14 protein-coding genes are annotated in these 18,344 nt (G+C 43.4%); 8 read left to right on the forward strand and 6 right to left on the reverse strand.

Going from position 1 to position 18,344, the window contains the following annotated elements; genetic code table 11:
- Positions 1-90: 90 nt before the first annotated feature.
- Positions 91-2,640, reverse strand: a complete 2,550-nt coding sequence (gene mutS, locus A0765_RS02755) for a DNA mismatch repair protein MutS (protein WP_062004509.1) — start codon at positions 2,638-2,640, stop codon at positions 91-93.
- A gap of 72 nt (positions 2,641-2,712) precedes the next feature.
- Positions 2,713-3,153 carry an arginine repressor gene (argR, locus tag A0765_RS02760; RefSeq protein WP_061910741.1) on the reverse strand — a complete coding sequence of 147 codons (441 nt, stop codon included), beginning with the start codon at positions 3,151-3,153 and terminating at the stop codon, positions 2,713-2,715.
- A gap of 125 nt (positions 3,154-3,278) precedes the next feature.
- Here argR and argS point away from each other — a divergent pair, with 125 nt between their 5' ends.
- Both argS and A0765_RS02770 read left to right on the forward strand, forming a co-directional pair.
- The gene (argS, locus tag A0765_RS02765; RefSeq protein WP_062004510.1) at positions 3,279-4,967 is read left to right on the forward strand and encodes an arginine--tRNA ligase; all 1,689 of its coding nucleotides are present in this window, start codon (positions 3,279-3,281) and stop codon (positions 4,965-4,967) included.
- A 51-nt stretch (positions 4,968-5,018) separates the two neighbouring features.
- Entirely contained in the window at positions 5,019-5,285 is a 267-nt protein-coding gene (locus tag A0765_RS02770) for a hypothetical protein (RefSeq protein WP_062004511.1), read from the forward strand.
- 46 nt (positions 5,286-5,331) lie between these two features.
- On the opposite strand, the gene nrdI is transcribed toward A0765_RS02770, so the two are convergent.
- The 4 genes from nrdI to malQ form a co-directional block, all read right to left on the reverse strand.
- Positions 5,332-5,808 (reverse strand): class Ib ribonucleoside-diphosphate reductase assembly flavoprotein NrdI, encoded by a 477-nt coding sequence (nrdI, locus tag A0765_RS02775; RefSeq protein WP_062004613.1) that lies wholly within the window; start codon positions 5,806-5,808, stop codon positions 5,332-5,334.
- 63 nt (positions 5,809-5,871) lie between these two features.
- Positions 5,872-6,390 carry an ABC transporter permease gene (locus A0765_RS02780; RefSeq protein ID WP_062004512.1) on the reverse strand — a complete coding sequence of 173 codons (519 nt, stop codon included), beginning with the start codon at positions 6,388-6,390 and terminating at the stop codon, positions 5,872-5,874.
- A gap of 194 nt (positions 6,391-6,584) precedes the next feature.
- Positions 6,585-8,846 (reverse strand): glycogen/starch/alpha-glucan family phosphorylase, encoded by a 2,262-nt coding sequence (glgP, locus tag A0765_RS02785; protein WP_062004513.1) that lies wholly within the window; start codon positions 8,844-8,846, stop codon positions 6,585-6,587.
- A 39-nt stretch (positions 8,847-8,885) separates the two neighbouring features.
- Positions 8,886-10,403: a 4-alpha-glucanotransferase gene (gene malQ / locus A0765_RS02790; protein WP_257000789.1), complete on the reverse strand. Its 1,518-nt coding sequence runs from the start codon at positions 10,401-10,403 to the stop codon at positions 8,886-8,888.
- A 317-nt stretch (positions 10,404-10,720) separates the two neighbouring features.
- Between malQ and A0765_RS02795 the strand changes: the two genes are divergently transcribed.
- The 6 genes from A0765_RS02795 to pulA all read left to right on the forward strand — a co-directional run bounded on the left by A0765_RS02795 (position 10,721) and on the right by pulA (position 18,267).
- A complete protein-coding gene (locus A0765_RS02795; RefSeq protein ID WP_062004515.1) occupies positions 10,721-11,986 on the forward strand; it encodes an extracellular solute-binding protein in 1,266 nt (421 codons plus the stop codon).
- A 146-nt stretch (positions 11,987-12,132) separates the two neighbouring features.
- Positions 12,133-13,422, forward strand: a complete 1,290-nt coding sequence (locus A0765_RS02800; protein WP_062004516.1) for a carbohydrate ABC transporter permease — start codon at positions 12,133-12,135, stop codon at positions 13,420-13,422.
- Position 13,423: 1 nt separating this feature from the next.
- On the forward strand, positions 13,424-14,266 hold the full coding sequence (locus A0765_RS02805; RefSeq protein WP_005592080.1) for a sugar ABC transporter permease: 843 nt from the start codon (positions 13,424-13,426) through the stop codon (positions 14,264-14,266).
- A 104-nt stretch (positions 14,267-14,370) separates the two neighbouring features.
- Positions 14,371-15,183, forward strand: a complete 813-nt coding sequence (locus A0765_RS02810; protein ID WP_062004517.1) for a DUF1189 family protein — start codon at positions 14,371-14,373, stop codon at positions 15,181-15,183.
- Between the two features lie 9 nt (positions 15,184-15,192).
- Positions 15,193-16,176 (forward strand): LacI family DNA-binding transcriptional regulator, encoded by a 984-nt coding sequence (locus A0765_RS02815; RefSeq protein ID WP_045500145.1) that lies wholly within the window; start codon positions 15,193-15,195, stop codon positions 16,174-16,176.
- 15 nt (positions 16,177-16,191) lie between these two features.
- On the forward strand, positions 16,192-18,267 hold the full coding sequence (pulA, locus tag A0765_RS02820) for a type I pullulanase (protein WP_062004518.1): 2,076 nt from the start codon (positions 16,192-16,194) through the stop codon (positions 18,265-18,267).
- The last annotated feature ends 77 nt before the right edge of the window (positions 18,268-18,344 follow it).

The following is an 18,344-nucleotide window of genomic DNA, read 5'->3' on the forward strand; positions in this document are numbered from 1 at the left end:
AGCGTAGTAGAGCCCACTCAACCACTGCGTCTTGCTCGACAATCCAAAGACAATTGAGAGGCTAGGACTTTTGTCCCAGCCTCTTTGTTTTTACAACTTCTTCTTGAGCTCGGCCACTGCTGCCATGACTTCCAGGGGAGTCATATTGTAGATGTCCAAGTCTCGTAGTTCAGTCAGGACTGGATTTTCCGTTTCTTCTACAAAAAGCGACATCTGCTCCGCCACTTGTGACTGCTTCGGTCTGGATGCAGCAGGAAGCTCTGAGCCTAGTCCTGTATCCTGACTCTCCAAATGACTCAAAATGCTATCTGCCCGCTCCAGCAATTTCTCAGGAAGCCCAGCAATCTTCGCCACATGGATTCCGTAGGACTTGTCAGCCGGACCCGGCTCAATCTTATGCAGGAAAGTCACTTGTCCGGACTTTTCCAAGGTTGCCACATGGACATTTTCCAAATGCTCCAAGCTATCCTCCAAGGCTGTCAGCTCATGATAGTGGGTAGCAAAGAGGGTCTTGGCCCCAGTATAATGATGAATATGCTCGATAATAGCCTGAGCCAGCGCCATCCCATCATAAGTCGCCGTCCCACGGCCCAGCTCATCAAAAAGAATGAGCGAACGCTCGCTGGCCTGCCGAATGGCCCGATTGGTCTCCATCATCTCCACCATAAAAGTGGACTGACCCGACACCAAATCATCCGCTGCACCGATACGAGTGAAAATCGCATCGAATAGCGGCAAACTGGCAGACTGAGCAGGCACATAAGAGCCCATCTGTGCCATAATGACGATGATAGCGAGCTGGCGCATATAAGTTGATTTCCCGCTCATATTCGGCCCGGTAATCAGCTGAATGTCCGTTTCCTGGTCCAGCAGAATACTATTTGGAATGTAGCTTTGGGCACCCATGACCTTTTCCACAACAGCATGCCGACCTTTTTCAATCTGCAGACGGCGCTCCGCAGTAAAGACTGGGCGCACCAAATGCTGCTGCTCTGCCACCGCGGCAAAGCTCTGCAGGACATCTACAGCTGCCAGCGTTTGTGCCAAGGCCTGCAAGCGCTGGATATATTTGCCAACTTCCTCGCGAATTCGCATGAAAATTTCGTATTCCAAATTAGCAGATTTTTCACGCGCTTCCAACATCTCTCCCTCAATCCGGGCCAGTTCCTCCGTTCCGAAACGCTCAGAATTTTTCAGGGTCGCCTTGCGGAAGAAATGACTGGGAACATGAGCCAGCTGGGAATTGGTCACATGGAAATAGTAACCATCTTTTTTGTTATAATCAATCTTCAGATTGCTGATGCCACTGTTGGCACGCTCTTTAACTTCCAGCTCTGCAATCCATCCGGTCCCCTCCCTCAGCACAAGCCGATACTGATCCAAGGTCTCATCAAAACCAGTCCGAATAATATTGCCCTCGGTGATGATATGAGGTGCATCCGGCGAAATAGCTGAGCTAATCAAGCCTGCCAACTCTGGAATAGGATCCAAACCCTCAATCAAACGAGCTAGATGCGGGCTGCCGATTCCTTGCAAGATAGCCTTAATCTGAGGCACATTGCCCAATGTTGCTGCCAGCTGCAGCAGATCCTTGGGATTGGTCTTGCCAAAAGACACCCGACTAGCCAGCCGCTCGATATCATAGACCCCCTTGAGGCTCTCCGTCAAATCACTCCGCTCAAAGAAATGATCCAGAAAAACCTCAACGACATTCTGTCGCTGGCTAATTCGCGCTTCATCAATCAGCGGACGCTGGATCCAAGAGCGCAGCATGCGGCCGCCCATGGCCGTCTTAGTCTCGTCCATCAGCCAATAAAGACTGCCGTGCTTCTTGCCCGAGCGAGCATTTTCTGTCAAATCCAGACTCGCCTTGGTGGCATAGTCCATTTGCAGGAAGTCCTTGATTTCATAATGCTGAGCCTTCTTCAAATGGCTGAGCTCCCTCATCTGGGTCCGGTGCACATACTCCAGCAGTTTCCCTGCTGCCTGACGCTCCATAGGAGACAGCTCCTCGCCCAGCAGCTGAACATCCTCCAAAACCTTCTCCACATAGGACAGTAAAAGGTTCATCTGTCCAGCCAAAACCTGCTCCTCAGCTTCTGGCAAGGCATAGCCCAGCACCACTTCCCTAGCTTTCAAATTGCGGATTTCCCCGCAGACCAAGACAAAGTCCTCTAAACTAGTCACCTGAAACTCACCGGTCACCAAGTCCATATAAGCCAGACCATAGAGCCCCTCTGAGTAATCCAAAGCCACCAGAAAGTTATTCGCAGAGTCTGGCTTACTGGAGTCCACCATTGTCCCCGGTGTGATAACCTGAACCACTTCCCGCTTGACAACGCCCTTGGCTTCCTTGGGATCTTCCATCTGCTCCGCAATCGCTACCTTATAGCCTGATTCGACTAAAACATCAATATACTGCTGAGCCGAATGATAGGGAACTCCGGCCATGGGAATGGGATTTTCAGCATTTTTATTGCGACTGGTGAGAGAAATTTCTAAAATCTGCGCGGCATTGACCGCATCGTCATAAAACAACTCATAGAAATCTCCCATCCGAAAGAGCAAGAAAGCATCTGGATAATCCTTTTTGATATCCAAATACTGCTGCATACCTGGCGATAACTTTTCTACTGCCATCTCTATCCTTTCTAAAAACAAACGAGGTCAGGACTTCCGTCTCAAACCTCTCCGTCAATTCTAAGCTTTTGGCTATTCCATACCTTCTTTGACACTCGTCTCGATTTCTCTAGCCGCTTCCTGATCCCGGCAAATCACGAGCAAGGTATTGGCCCCTGCAACGGTTCCTAAAATCCGACTATCCAGCGAACCATCTACCACATTTGCTAAGACCGTCGCTTCGCCCAGTCCTGTACGGAAAACCAGCGTAAACTCCGCTCTAGAAACAGCTTGAACATGACTGGCCAGAAATCCAGCTAGGTCCAACTCCTCTGCTTCATGAGCCAGCACATAGTAAACTTGTCCGTCTTTCTTCAGCTTGGTCAAGCCAATCTCTCTTAAATCCCGCGAGAGGGTTGTTTGGGTTACAAATATCCCCTCATCTTCCAGTCTTTTTTGAATATCCTTTTGTGTTCCTAATTTTTCTTCCTTGATCATCCATTTAATAAGCTGATGACGCTCGTTTTTTCTCATACTCGACCTCATTGACTGAATATTTATACTCTCAATTATATCAAAAAATCTATCTTATACCAAAAAAATTGAAGATTCCTCATAAAATATGATAGAATAGTAACAAAAGACCCAAAGGAGCAAATATGGATAATAAACAATTAATCGCTAGCGAGTTGGCCAAAGTTATTGACAGCTTGGACCAAAGCGCTATCTCTAACCTACTAGAGCAACCGAAAAGTTCCGATCTTGGAGACATTGCCTTCCCAGCTTTCTCACTTGCAAAAGTAGAACGCAAGGCTCCTCAAGCTATCGCTGCAGATATTGCTGAAAAGATCGACCCAAGTCACTTTGAGAAAGTTGTCGCAACTGGACCTTATGTCAACTTCTTCCTCAACAAAGCTAAAATCTCTGATCAAGTCATCAAAGAAGTCATCAAGGAAGGCGCTGACTATGGTCAACAGAACGAAGGTCAGGGCGGAAATATCACAATTGACCTTTCCAGTCCTAACATTGCAAAACCTTTCTCTGTCGGACACTTGCGTTCAACCGTTATTGGAGATGCCTTGTCCAATATCTTCCGCAAGATGGGCTACAATACCATCAAGATCAACCACTTAGGTGACTGGGGCAAACAATTCGGTCTCCTCATGGTTGCTTACAAGAAATGGGGCAACAAGGAAGCCGTTGAAGCCAACCCAATCGATGAACTCTTGCAACTTTACGTCCGCATCAATGCTGAAATCGAAAACGATCCAGCCTTGGATGAAGAAGGTCGCCTCTGGTTCAAGAAACTGGAAGATGGCGATCCAGAAGCAACAGAACTCTGGCAATGGTTCCGTGACGAAAGTCTCGTTGAATTTAACCGTATCTATGAATTGCTCGGCGTTGAATTTGATAGCTTAAATGGCGAAGCCTTCTACAATGATAAGATGGACGAAGCCGTTAAAATTTTGGAAGACAAGGGTCTCCTGAAAGAATCAAAAGGCGCTAGCATTGTGGACTTGGACGATGTCAACTTGCCACCAGCTATGATTAAAAAATCAGACGGTGCTACGCTTTACATCACCCGTGATATTGCCACCGCTATGTACCGTGCGCGCACTTACAACTTCGTCAAGAACGTTTACGTTGTTGGTCAAGAGCAATCCAACCACTTCCGTCAACTCAAGGCCGTCCTTAAGAAGATGGGATTTGACTGGAGCGATGACATGATCCACGTGGACTTTGGTCTGGTTACAAAGAATCGCCAAAAACTTTCAACACGTAAAGGAAACATCATCCTTCTGGAACCAACTCTGCAAGAAGCAATCAGCCGTGCCAAAGCTCAAATTGAAGAGAAAAATCCAAATCTGGAAAACAAAGAAGCTGTTGCCCATGCAGTTGGTGTCGGTGCCGTTAAATTCTACGACCTTAAGACTGACCGCCGCAATGGTTACGACTTTGATTTGGAAGCAATGGTTTCCTTTGAAGGTGAAACTGGACCGTATGTGCAATATGCCTATGCACGTATCCAGTCTATCCTACGCAAAGCAGACTTCAAGCCAAGTCTTGACGCTAACTACAATCTCAACGATGCTGAAAGCTGGGAAATTATCAAACTGCTCCAAGACTTTGCTCGCGTAGTCAAACGTGCAGCTGATAACTTTGAGCCATCTCTGATTGCCAAATACGCGATCAGCCTAGCTCAAGCCTTCAATAAATACTATGCTCACACTCGCATCTTGGATGAATCTCCGGAACGCGACAGCCGTCTAGCCCTCAGCTACACTACTGCTGTTGTGCTGAAGGAAGCTCTCCGCATGCTTGGTGTAGAAGCACCAGAAAAAATGTAACCCTACACAAATCTTCCAGTTTTGGGAGGTTTTCTTAGGAAGAGATATTTTATGAATGAAACTGCTTATATTTTAGTTGCCCTTAGCTTGGTCATTCTCTTTTTGTACAACAAAAGAGAAAAAGTAAAGTTGCAGATTTTGCTGCAGCAGGAACTCCTAAAAAGTGATCATTTTCGACAAGAACTCCAAGAAAAAATGGCCACTAGCGAAAACCAAAATGACCTTATTGCTTACGTTAACAAGAACTACCGTTTAGGAATTTTATATTCAAAAGAGCTGGTCGAAACGATCGCCGGCGAGCATGCAAGTCAAGAATAGAAACAAAAGCCGTTCGATCAAAAATATTGATCGAACGGCTTTTTATTTATGCTTTTATTTCGTACAATTCCTCGATAATGCTAGCTACTTTTTTAATATCGCCTAACATGCCACGCATTTCAAAATCAGCTAAAACGGGGAAACCAAAACGTTGGCTGTATTGCTTAGCAGTCAGGCAATACTGGTTGTTAAAGTTACGATTGCCACTTCCGATAACTCCCAAACACTTGCTAGCATTCTGTCCATAAGCTATAAAATCGGACACATCCGTCGTAAGAATCTCAACATCACCATTATCCACACCATTGCCACCTTCCAGATAGGTCGGTAGAAAGGTAATGAAAGGATTGGTCATTTCAAAGAACGGACGTCCCTCTTTCACTAAGTCTTTGATGTGGATTTTCTCAATCTCTAGACTCGGATGCTGCTCTAACAAATAGTCGCTCAAACGTCGGACAAAACTCTCTGTATTGCCACTCAAGCTAATATAAACTAAGGAAACTTTCATGTTTATTTGCTCCATTCCAAAAAAACAACATTTATCTGCCCATCTAGATTGTAGCAGGTAAATGTTATTTGCCAAATCTTAATCTTCTTCAGCCGCTTCTACACTCTCGGCTTCCTTTTGCTGCTTGATCAGCTTAAAGATAACGATGGAAAGGAAGATAAGACTAATAACAACAGAGAAGCCAATAGTAAAATTCAGGCCCAACATCTGAGATGAGAGTAAGGTCGGATCTGAAAAAGAAGACGTTGCAATCCCTTTTGCTACCACATAACCATACGCTGTTCCAATCAGGCCAATAAGAACGTTCGCGATGTAAATAAGATTTGCTTTGAAAATATCTTTCCTAAAAACGAAGAACCAAGCTGCAATCAAAAGAAGCAAGCCAACATAAAAGAAAATATTATTTATTAGCGAACCTGACAGTTCAGCGCTCTTGCTAAAGTAAGTTGCATACTGAGATTTTGCTGGCTCATTGATCCCCTTTAGTAAGGTTTCCACGGCATCATTTGAAGAGGAGAACTTCGAAATAAGCTCCCACAAAGTGCCTACTGTTTCTAATCCCAGTAAGACATAGAGATAAATTGGTTTCTTTTTCATAATAACCTCCTGTAAAGAAATACTTTTTCTTATTATACACCCAAAAGAAAAGACTGACAAGAGACAAGATCTGCTACGATTTTAAAAGCTCTATCTACTAGAAAAGCTTATCCTTCAAGGCTATTCACTCTAGTCTTCTAACACGAAAAAAGCCAAGACAGTCCTGCCTAGGCTTTTTCACTTATTTTAAATAACTAGTTCTCCAAATGCCATACTTCGTCATTGTATTGTTGGATTGTACGGTCTGCTGAGAAGAAGCCAGCTTTGGCAATGTTAACGATCACTTTATCCAACCATGCATCGCGGTCTTCGTAGTCAGCAAGCATTTGCTCTTTCACCTTGATGTAGTCTTCCAAGTCAAGAAGCGTCATGAACCAGTCTTTGTTGATCAATTCATTGTAAAGACGTTCCAAGCGTTCTTTCTTACCTACTGCAAGAACAGCATCGCTGATGATAAAGTCAACCAACGGTTTGATAGCTGGACGAGCGTAAAATTCGCTTGATTTGTAGGCTGCTTTTGCGTAAAGGTCGATAACTGTTTCTGAATCTTCACCGAAGATGTAGATGTTGTCTTTGCCAACCAACTCAGCGATTTCCACGTTAGCACCGTCCATAGTACCAAGTGTCAAAGCGCCGTTGAGCATGAATTTCATGTTACCAGTACCTGAAGCTTCTTTAGAAGCAAGTGAGATTTGCTCAGAAATATCACCAGCTGCAATCAAGAAGCTTGATGCTGTAACGTTATAGTTCTCAACCATAACCACTTGCAAGTGTGGTGCCACTGCTGGATCATTCGCGATGATTTCTGACAAGCAAAGGATCAAGTGAATGATGTCTTGGGCAATTGTATAAGCAGGAGCTGCCTTACCACCAAAGAAGACAGTGATTGGGCGAGCAGGAATGTTACCAGCCTTGATGCCCAAATATTTGTGGATCACATATAAAGCGTTCATTTGTTGGCGTTTGTACTCGTGTAGACGCTTGATTTGGATATCAAAGATAGAATCTGGATTGATTTCTACACCTTGAGCTTCCTTCAAGTGACGAGCCAATTTACGCTTGTTGTGAGCCTTAATGCCTTCCAGCTTTTCTTTCACTTCTTGCTTGCCAGCAAAGTCAAGTAGACCTTCCAACTTAGCAGCATCATGGTGCCAGTCGCGACCAAGAAGTTCATCTAAGTAGCTAGACAAACGTGGGTTAGCGTGCATGAGCCAACGACGGAATGTGATACCGTTTGTCTTGTTGTTGAATTTCTCTGGATAAATATCGTAGAATGCTTTCAACTCAGAGTTCTTCAAGATTTCAGTGTGGAGTGCTGCAACCCCGTTAACGCTATATCCATAGTGGATATCCATGTGTGCCATGTGAACACGGCCGCTCTCATCGATGATTTGAACAGCTGGATCCTTGTATTCTGCTTTGACACGACGATCCAATTCTTTGATGATTGGTACCAAGTGAGGAACCACTTCTTGCAAGAATTCAAGAGGCCATTTTTCAAGGGCTTCAGCAAGGATAGTGTGGTTTGTGTAGGCAGTCATGCTACGTACGATTGAGATCGCTTCATCAAGCTCGATACCACGCGCAGTCAAAAGACGGATCAACTCAGGAATAACCAGTGATGGGTGAGTGTCGTTGATTTGTACAACTGCATAGTCTGCAAGGTCATGCAAGTTGCTTCCTTTTTCGATCGCTTCATCGATGATCAATTGTGCACCGTTTGAAACCATGAAGTATTGTTGGAAGATACGGAGCAATTCACCTTGCTTGTCGCTATCATCAGGATAAAGGAAAAGAGTCAAGTTGTGAGCGATATCTGTCTTGTCAAATTCGATTCCCTCTTTGATGATGGAAGAATCAACTGAATCCAAGTCAAACAAGCGCAAACGGTTTTTAGTAGCTGTCTTGTAACCAGGCACATCAATATCGTAAAGAGTTGATGTCAAGGTAAAGTGTGCAAATGGCACTTGGTAGCTACGACTTGAGCGAACCAACCAGTTTTGCTCAGTCAACCAGAAGTTTGGAATAGTTGTTTGCTCATTGTTTTTAAGGACTTGTTGGAAAAGACCGAAGTGGTAGTTAAGGCCCACACCGTCACCGTTCAATCCAAGTGTTGCGATAGAGTCCAAGAAGCAGGCTGCCAAACGGCCCAAACCACCATTACCAAGAGATGGTTCCAATTCTACTTCTTCGACTTCGATCAAGTCTTTACCAGCAGCGGCAAGTTCTTTTTTTACATCGTCGTAAAGGCCAAGGTTAATCAAGTTGTTTGACAAGAGTTTACCAATCAGAAACTCAGCAGAGATGTAGTAGAGTTTCTTTTTACCAGTATTAACTGGCTTTTGAGCGCTTGCTAATTTTGTGTAGTTCAAGAGAGCCAAATAAAGCTCTTCATTGCTACAATCAGCAATTTGCTTTTGATAAGTTTTTTGGATATATGTTTGTAAGTTTGACATGATTTCTCCTAGTATTAGAAAGTATTGAAATTTATTGTCTTATGAAAGTAAGTCCGTATTCAGACGACGATAGACCTTAGTCAAATGATAAAGCTGACCTTCTACAATAGGGTTTAGCTCTTCAGCTGTCATCCGCCATGCCCAGTTACCACCAATTGTAGAAGGCAGGTTCATGCGGGCAGAGCCATCTAGCTCTAGCAAATCTTGCATCGTCGCGATAGCCATGTAGCTAACGGAAGCAAAGATTGTACGAAGCATTGCATGTGGCACCGTTTCGTATTCTTTGCGGTTAGTGTACTGAGCCATGTATTCACGGGTTGGATCATCGATCTCATCCTTATACCAGCCCAATACAGTATTATTGTCGTGAGTACCAGTGTACATCACAGAGTTATGTGGCGCCAAGTGTGGGCTATCAATGCTTTCATCATCTGGATTGAAAGCGAATTGCAGAATCTTCATACCTGGGAAGCCAGTTCGCTCACGCAATTCAATGACTTCATCCGTCATGAATCCAAGGTCTTCTGCAATGATGTTTAAATCACCTAAAGCTTCTTTCACTGCGGCAAACAGCTTATAACCTGGACCTTTGACCCAGTGACCAGTAGCTGCTGTGTCAGACTCAGCTGGCACTTCCCAATAAGACTCAAAGCCACGGAAGTGGTCAATCCGAACAATGTCGTAAATCTTGAAGCTTTCGCGCAGGCGCTCAATCCACCAAGCATAGCCATCTTTATCCATGGCATCCCAATTATAAATTGGGTTACCCCATAATTGGCCAGTCTCTGAAAATTCATCTGGTGGGCAGCCAGCAACCTTAACTGGGCGACCTTGCTTATCTGTCTTGAAGAAGTGAGGCTGAGCCCAAACATCTGCGCTGTCAGCAGCTACATAGATTGGCATGTCACCAACGATTTCGATGTGATGGTCATTGGCATATTTCTTGAGTTCCAACCATTGTTTAAAGAAGAGATATTGAGTTACACGGTGGTATTCCAGCTTGTCTGCCAATTTCTCACGATAGCTAGCCAAGCTTTCTGGTTGGCGACGACGAATCGCTTCATCTGGCCATTCTGTCCAAGCTTTCAGATCAAAATGCTCTTTAACAGCCATGTATTCCGCAAAAAGCTCCAACCAAGCTGCATTTTCTGCAACAAAGTGACGGAATTTGTCAAGATCGCCAACTTTAAGGAAACGAGCAACCGCTTTTTCCAAAAGAGGACGACGTGCTTCAAATACTTTTGCATAATCTACAGCTTTTGGATCATCACCAAAATCAACGCCTTTTAGATCTTCTTCTGCCAACAGGCCTTCGTCAATCAAGAAATCCAGATCAATAAAGTGAGTATTCCCTGCAAAGGCTGAGAAAGACTGGTAAGGAGAGTCCCCATAACTAGTCGTTCCCAAAGGCAAGATTTGCCAATAACGTTGCTTCGTTCTAACTAAGAAATCCACAAAATCATAAGCAGACTGACCAAAAGAACCAATCCCGTACTTGCCTGGCAAAGAGGAAATGTGCATCAATACACCACTTTGTCTCGCTTTCATATGTAACACCTCAAAAATTTTTTCATGCTTGTTTCCTACTTTATTTAGCGAAAACGTTTGCGTTGCTTGAATTATAACCTATTTTTTTTTCAAGTGCAAGCTTTTTAAAAAACTTTTTTATTTATTATACCATAGATTTCAATTTTCTTTCCTTATATATCATTTAAATTAACACTCTTTCCTTAAAAATTTTTTAAAATTTTCTTAAAAACGCTTGCAAGCGTTTACCTTTTGTGCTAAAATTATTTTAAGTTCAAGAAAACGTTTGCGCTATGCAAGCGTGTTCTTAGATGGTATTATTTTTTTATTCTTTAGGAGGAATAATCATGAAAAACAAAATGTTGAAGAGCGTTGCTGTTCTCGGTACTGTTGCATTGGCAGGCTTCATCTTGACAGCTTGCGGAAGCAAATCTTCTTCAAGCAAGTCATCTGAATCAGGCGACAAGAACGTTACAGTATACGTTGAAGACCAGTACAAGGCTTACATGGAGAAAGCTGCTGCAGCTTTTGAAAAAGAAACTGGTTCTAAAGTTACTATTAAAACTGGTGACCAAATGGGTGGATTGGACAACCTTTCACTCGACAACCAGTCTGGTAAAGCTCCAGACGTTTTGATGGCTCCATACGACCGCGTAGGAAGCCTCGGTACAGATGGACAATTAAACGAAGTAAAATTAAGCAAAGATAGTAAGACAGATAAAACTACTGAATCTCTTGTAACAACAGAAGGTAAAACATACGGAGCACCTGCTGTTATCGAGACTTTGGTAATGTACTATAACAAAGACCTGATCCAAAAAGCTCCTACAACATTTGCTGAACTTGAAGAGTTGGCTAAAGATAGCAAGTACGCTTTCGAAGGCGAAGATGGCAAAACATCTGCTTTCCTTGCTGACTGGACAAACTTCTACTACGCTTACGGACTTCTAGCTGGTAACGGCGGTTATGTATTCGGTGACAATGGTAAAGATCCTAAAGATATCGGTCTTGCTAATGAAGGTGCAATTAAAGGTATTGAATACGCTAAAACTTGGTATGCAAAATGGCCTAAAGGAATGCAAGATACTGAAGGCGCTGGAAACTTGATCCAGTCTCAATTCCAAAAAGGCAAAACTGCTGCTATCATCGATGGCCCTTGGAAAGCATCTGCTTTAAAAGAAGCTAAAGTAAACTATGGTGTTTCAACTATCCCAACTCTTCCAAACGGAAAAGAATACGCTGCTTTCGGTGGTGGTAAAGCTTGGGTTATCCCAACTGGTGCTAAAAACCCAGAAGTTGCTCAAAAATTCGTTGACTTCTTGACTTCAACTGATCAACAAAAAGCATTTTACGATGCTACTAACGAAGTACCTGCTAACACAGAAGCACGCGAGTATGCAGTAAGCAAGAAAGATGAACTGACAGACGCAGTTGTTAAACAGTTCCAATCAGCTCAACCAATGCCAAACATCTCTGAAATGAGTACTGTTTGGGATCCAGCTAAGAACATGCTCTTCGATGCTGTAAGCGGCAAGAAAGATGCTAAAACTTCAGCTGAAGATGCTGTTAAATTGATCAAAGAAACTATCGATCAAAAATTCGGCAACAAATAAGCAAGTCTAAATAAAGGGGTGGGAATTTTCCCTACCCCTTGTTTGATAGAATGAGGCTTTATTCTATCTTCTAATTAAGAAAAACTCGGATTAGGACTTGTACTTACTGCAATTCCTCAATCTTTCTCGTATCTAAGGAGACTACAATGACAAAAAAAGATCCCAAACAAGCCATGTTGCGCTCCCTCATTCCAGGGTTGGGGCAAATCTATAATGATCAAAAAGCCAAAGGATACATCTTTCTTGGGGTTACGGTTGCATTCTTAGCTTATTTCGTAGCTATTGCCCTACCAGAAATTGAAAATCTCATCACCCTTGGTGAAGTCCGTGGTGACAACTCACTCTTCATGCTGATCCGCGGCGCCTTCCACCTCATCCTCGTGGTATTTTTCCTGATTTTCTATGGATTTAACTTGAAGGATGCTCGGACGGTTGCTAAACAGTGGAACAATGATTATCCTGTTCATACTACCTTGAAGGAAATGTTTGATGGAATCTATGAAAGTGGCTTCCCTTACTTACTCATCATCCCTTCTTATCTGGCCATGACCTTTGCTATCATTTCCCCCGTATTGGTAACGCTCTTGATCGCCTTTACCAACTATGATTTCAAACACTTGCCACCAAATAAACTCTTGGATTGGGTTGGCTTTACCAACTTTGCTAATATTTGGCAATTGAGCACCTTCCGTGCGGCCTTTGGTTCTGTCTTGACTTGGACTATCATCTGGGCGCTGGCAGCCTCTACTTTGCAAATCGTAATCGGTATTTTCACTGCTATTATTGCCAACCAACCATTCATCAAAGGAAAACGCATCTTCGGTGTTATCTTCTTGCTTCCTTGGGCAGTTCCAGCCTTTATCACTATCCTGACTTTCTCAAATATGTTCAACGATAGTATCGGTGCCATCAACACTCAAGTCATCCCGCTTCTCAGCAAGGTTCTTCCCTTCCTAGATGGACAGCTGATTCCGTGGAAGACTGATCCGACTTGGACTAAGATTGCTCTGATTATGATGCAAGGTTGGCTTGGATTCCCTTATATCTATGTCCTGACCCTAGGTATTTTGCAGTCTATTCCAAATGACCTTTACGAAGCAGCCTACATCGACGGAGCCAATGCTTGGCAGAAATTCCGCAACATCACTTTCCCAATGATCTTGGCAGTTGCGGCACCAACTTTGATCAGTCAATACACCTTTAACTTTAATAATTTCTCAATCATCTACCTCTTCAATGCAGGTGGTCCTGGTAGTGTCGGTGGAGGAGCTGGTTCAACCGATATCCTGATCTCTTGGATTTATCGTTTGACCACAGGTACAGCACCGCAATATTCAATGGCGGCGGCCGTTACCCTCATCATCTCCATCATCGTCATCTCTATCTCTATGATTGCCTTCAAAAAACTACACGCATTTGATATGGAGGATGTATAAGATGAATAGTTCTGTTAAATTTAAACGTTTTATCAACCATAGTTTGACCTATCTCTACCTTGTAGTGCTTTCCATTATCATTCTCTACCCGCTCTTGATCACGATCATGTCTGCTTTCAAGACAGGGAATGTCGTGGCCTTCAAGCTAGACACAGACATCAACTTCAGTCTGGAAAACTTCTCTCGTCTCTTTTCAGAGACCCTATATGGCACTTGGTACTTTAACACCATTATCATTGCCGTCTTGACAATGATTGTCCAAACCAGTATAGTGGTACTTGCAGGTTATGCATACAGCCGTTACAATTTCATCGCAAGAAAGCAAAGTTTGGTTTTCTTCTTGATTATCCAAATGGTGCCAACCATTGCAGCTCTGACCGCCTTCTTCGTTATGGCGCTGATGCTCAATGCCCTTAACCAAAGCTGGTTCCTCATCTTCCTTTATGTGGGTGGTGGTATTCCAATGAATGCTTGGTTGATGAAAGGATACTTCGATACCGTTCCTATGTCTCTGGATGAGTCGGCTAAATTAGACGGTGCTGGTCATTTCAGACGTTTCTGGCAGATTGTCCTGCCCCTCGTTCGTCCAATGATTGCTGTGCAAGCTCTCTGGGCCTTCATGGGACCTTTCGGAGACTATATCCTCTCCAGCTTCCTTCTTCGTGAAAAAGAATTTTATACGGTTGCAGTTGGTCTTCGTACCTTCGTCAGCGATGTCAAGAATCAAAAAATTGCCTTCTTTGCTGCCGGTGCGATTCTCACTGCCCTTCCAATCTGTATTCTCTTCTTCTTCCTGCAAAAGAATTTTGTATCTGGTTTAACAAGTGGTGGAGACAAGGGATAATCTTGTCCCACCCTGTTTTTGATTTAAAGACAATTATAGTTATATGGCAGCCAATAAGTTCTTTATTGGCCACCACCTGATTATAATTTTAGAAAGAGGCAGCTATGTTACCTTATCCTTTTAATTATTTTTCGAGCTTGATTGGTTTTAGAAAAACTTTCACCAATCGTCGCATGCTTAGCTGGTTCCAGCTCATCTTTACCAGCATCTTTTTGATTTCTCTGTCTTTGATTCCTGTGGCCATTCAGACAGCGTCTTTGACGAGCTATGCTCTGGATACCTTTGTTGACAAGGCTTTTGACACTTTGGATGAAGACGTGATGCTTGACCTTGACCATCATGCCCAGATAAAAGACCATGTGCTGACCACTGAAAATCCTGAAGGCATTCATCGCAGTGCCGCTGGGACTGTCATTATTGGCCATCATGAGGAACTCAAATTAGGCAAGGAGCTAACGCTTTACTTTGACAAAGACAATCTCAAAATCACTAAAGAAGGAAAAGAACTGGCCAATATCCGCTACCAAGCCATTGACCAGAAGGCTCTAAAAAGTAAAGAAGCCCTGACCAAAGCCATTTCTAAAGACTGGTTCCAACAAAACCGCCTGGTAATCAGCCTCTTTCTAGTCCTCTCCGCAGGTTTCCTCTTTAGCATTAACTTTGCCTTTCTAGCACTCGGTGCTTCCTTCTTGCTCTATCTGACCAAGAAATCACGGCTATTTTCTTTTAAAACCTTTAAAGAATGCTATCATTTTATCCTCAACTGCCTAGGATTACCAACGATTATCGGTCTTATCTGCGGCTTATTTGGGCAAAGCCTGCCTACGATTATCACCGTCCAAAATATCTTGTTTGTTCTTTATTTGGTGATTATTTTCTACAAAACACATTTCCGTGATGAGGATTTCAGAAATTAGGAGGTTATTATGCGCGTTACGATTAAAGAAGTAGCGAAATTAGCAGGTGTGTCTCCCTCAACGGTGACACGCGTCGTACAAAACAAGTCAACCATCAGCGATGAAACTAAAAAACGGGTTCGTGCTGCTATGAAAGAGCTGGACTATCATCCAAATCTCAATGCCAGAAGTCTGGTCAGCCAATCAACCCAAGTCATAGGCCTAGTGCTGCCCGATGATTCGGATCTTTTTTACCAAAACCCGTTCTTCCCAACTGTCTTGCGGGGGATTTCGCGCATCGCGTCTGAACACGACTATGCCATTCAGATTAGCACTGGACAGGACGAAGAGCGTCGTTTAGAAAATATTAAACAAATGATTTTCGGAAAACGCGTTGATGGTTTGATTTTTCTCTATTCTAAGCCAAACGATCCGCTGGTTGACTTTGCGATTAAAAACCAGTTTCCTTTCTTGATTTTAGGAAAAGCAGTGTCACCATTTGTTTCTTTGGTCGATAATGATAATATCAAGGCTGGCTACGATGCAACCAAATATTTCCTAGATCAAGGTTATAAAAAAATTGCCTTTCTAGCTGGGAATAAAGAGCTTGTCGTATCCCAAGACCGCTTTGCCGGCTACAAACAAGCCTTGGAAGAAGCAGGCATCCCTCTCGATGAAAACATCGTCAAGTTTTCTTTCGGTTTCCTCTTGGAAGATAGCAGTTATAAGATTATGGAAAAGATGCCTATTCAGGAAATTGAAGCCTTTGTGACATCGGATAGTATGGTTGCCGAAGGGGCTCTCCACTATCTCAAAGACATTGACTACCGCTTCCCGATTATCACTTTTGACTCTATCAAGCCACGCATCGACGTGGATGCCTATATTAATATCAACACCCTCGAGTTGGGGAGGGAATCTTTCCGGACCTTGCTCCAAATCATTAAAGATAATAAGGATGACAAGCATACCTGCTATCGCCAGGTTATCCCCCACAGCATTCTTACTCGTTAGTTAAGGAGAAATTTCATGGTTTATCGTATTTTCCAAGCCTACTTAGATGATGAAAATAGCATCACTATCGAATTGGAAAAATCCTTTGACGCTTATTCTATCCACTTTACTCTAGAGGACAAGCACAGTTCTAGTCCTTTGACCATCAAAAAAATTGAGAATCAAGAACATCAGATTGTCTACACCCTTTCAGTCAATGACCCGATTGATTTGACCGAATCCTATACAGTCTATGATCAAGACCGCAATCACAGCATCCTCCAGTATCGTCACATTGTCCAAAAGCCAATTTTTGATGAATTATTTAGCTATCAAGAAAGAGATTTGGGAGCTAGCTATAGCCCTCAGGCAACAGATTTCAAACTGTGGGCGCCTATTTCAGAAAAAGTCTTGCTGCATCTGGAAGAGCAGGTCATTCCCCTCCAAAGGCAAGATAGGGGTGTCTGGCATACGCAGGTCCTTGGAGACTTAGAAGGCAAGGCCTACTACTATATCCATAAGGTGAACGGAAAATGGGTAGAAGTACATGACCCCTACGCTCTCTCTTCAGATGCCAACTCTGGTCATAGTTATGTCATTGACCGCAAAAAGATTAGCAGACCTATTCGTCGGGCTGCTAGCCAAGTAAAACCAACAGAAGCCGTTATCTATGAAATGAGCGTGCGTGATTTCTCCATGCAAAAGGAAGCTGGTTTTTCACAACCTGGTAAATTTGCTTCTCTGTCCGAATCTCCAACCGTACACGGCCAGACCTTTGGTCTCAAATACTTGCAAGATTTAGGCATTACACACGTTCAGCTTATGCCAGTCTATGACTTTGGCAGTGTTGACGAAAAACACCCCGAACTCGTTTACAATTGGGGCTATGATCCCGTCCAGTATAATGTTCCTGAAGGCAGCTTCTCAAGCGACCCACACAATCCCTATAGCCGTATCTTTGAACTACAAGACGCGATTGCAGCTTATCACCAGGCTGATATGAGCGTTATCATGGATGTCGTCTACAATCACGTCTATGAGGCAGATGCCTATGCTTTTGAGAAGATTGTGCCAGGCTACTTCTATCGTCTCGATGAACAGGGCCTACGGACAAATGGCACCTTCTGTGGAAATGATGTAGCCAGCGAAAAAGCTATGGTGCGCCATTATATCCAACAATCTGTCCAACAATGGGTTAGCCTCTACGGCTTTGATGGTTTTCGCTTTGACCTGATGGGCATTCTCGATATAACCACAATGAAGCAAATCGCTCAGGAACTAAAAGCCATTCATCCAAACATCTACCTTTACGGAGAAGGTTGGCAGATGCCTACTGGTCTTGATAGTGACCTTCTGGCTCATCAGTTCAACGCTGAACAACTACCTGAGTATGGATTCTTCAGCGATCATTTCCGTGATACGATCAAGCAAACCATCGTCCAAGGTAGCCGACTGGACAAAGAGCATGCAACCAGCTGGCTAGAAAATGTCCTGACAGCCAATGTCGGCCTGACAGGAGAGCAACATTTCCTAGCGCCTCATCAGGCGATCAACTATGTAGAATGCCATGACAACGCAACGGTATTTGATTATTTTGATATTCAAAATCCAAATATCAACCTCCGTCAGCGCCTAGCTAACTCTCGCCTAGCACTGCACATTGTTCTCTTAGCGCAAGGAGTTCCTTTCCTCCACAGCGGGCAGGAATTTTATCGGACCAAGAATCTGATTGACAACACCTACAACCTGCCTGATGATGTCAACAAGCTAGACTGGCTGCGCTCACTTCACTATACCGAAGACATTGAATTTTTGAAGCAACTCATTGCCTTTAGAAAGGTTCATCCGCTTTTGACTCTGACAACTAGCTCTGCTATTCAAAAGGCTTGTCAGGTCAAATGGCTCAGCCCTAGCCTCCTTGAATATAAGATTCAAAAAGATAAACAAGCGCTGACCATTTTGATTAACTTTGGTACTGAAGCAGCGACTTATGAAAATAAAATGAAGCAAAGCATCCACCTTCAGTATCCGCACATTAACGCTAAAAAACCAATCGCCCCGCTAGCAGACTCTTATACCGTTCCTGCTAAGCAAGTCTTGGTTTTGAAATAAAGTAAAAATATAAAAAGGAACAGGTTCATTTTGGATGGGAAAACATCCAGCTGAACTTGTTCCTTTTTTATGTATAA

Source organism: Streptococcus cristatus (genome assembly GCF_001588905.1).
GTDB lineage: Bacteria > Bacillota > Bacilli > Lactobacillales > Streptococcaceae > Streptococcus > Streptococcus cristatus_N.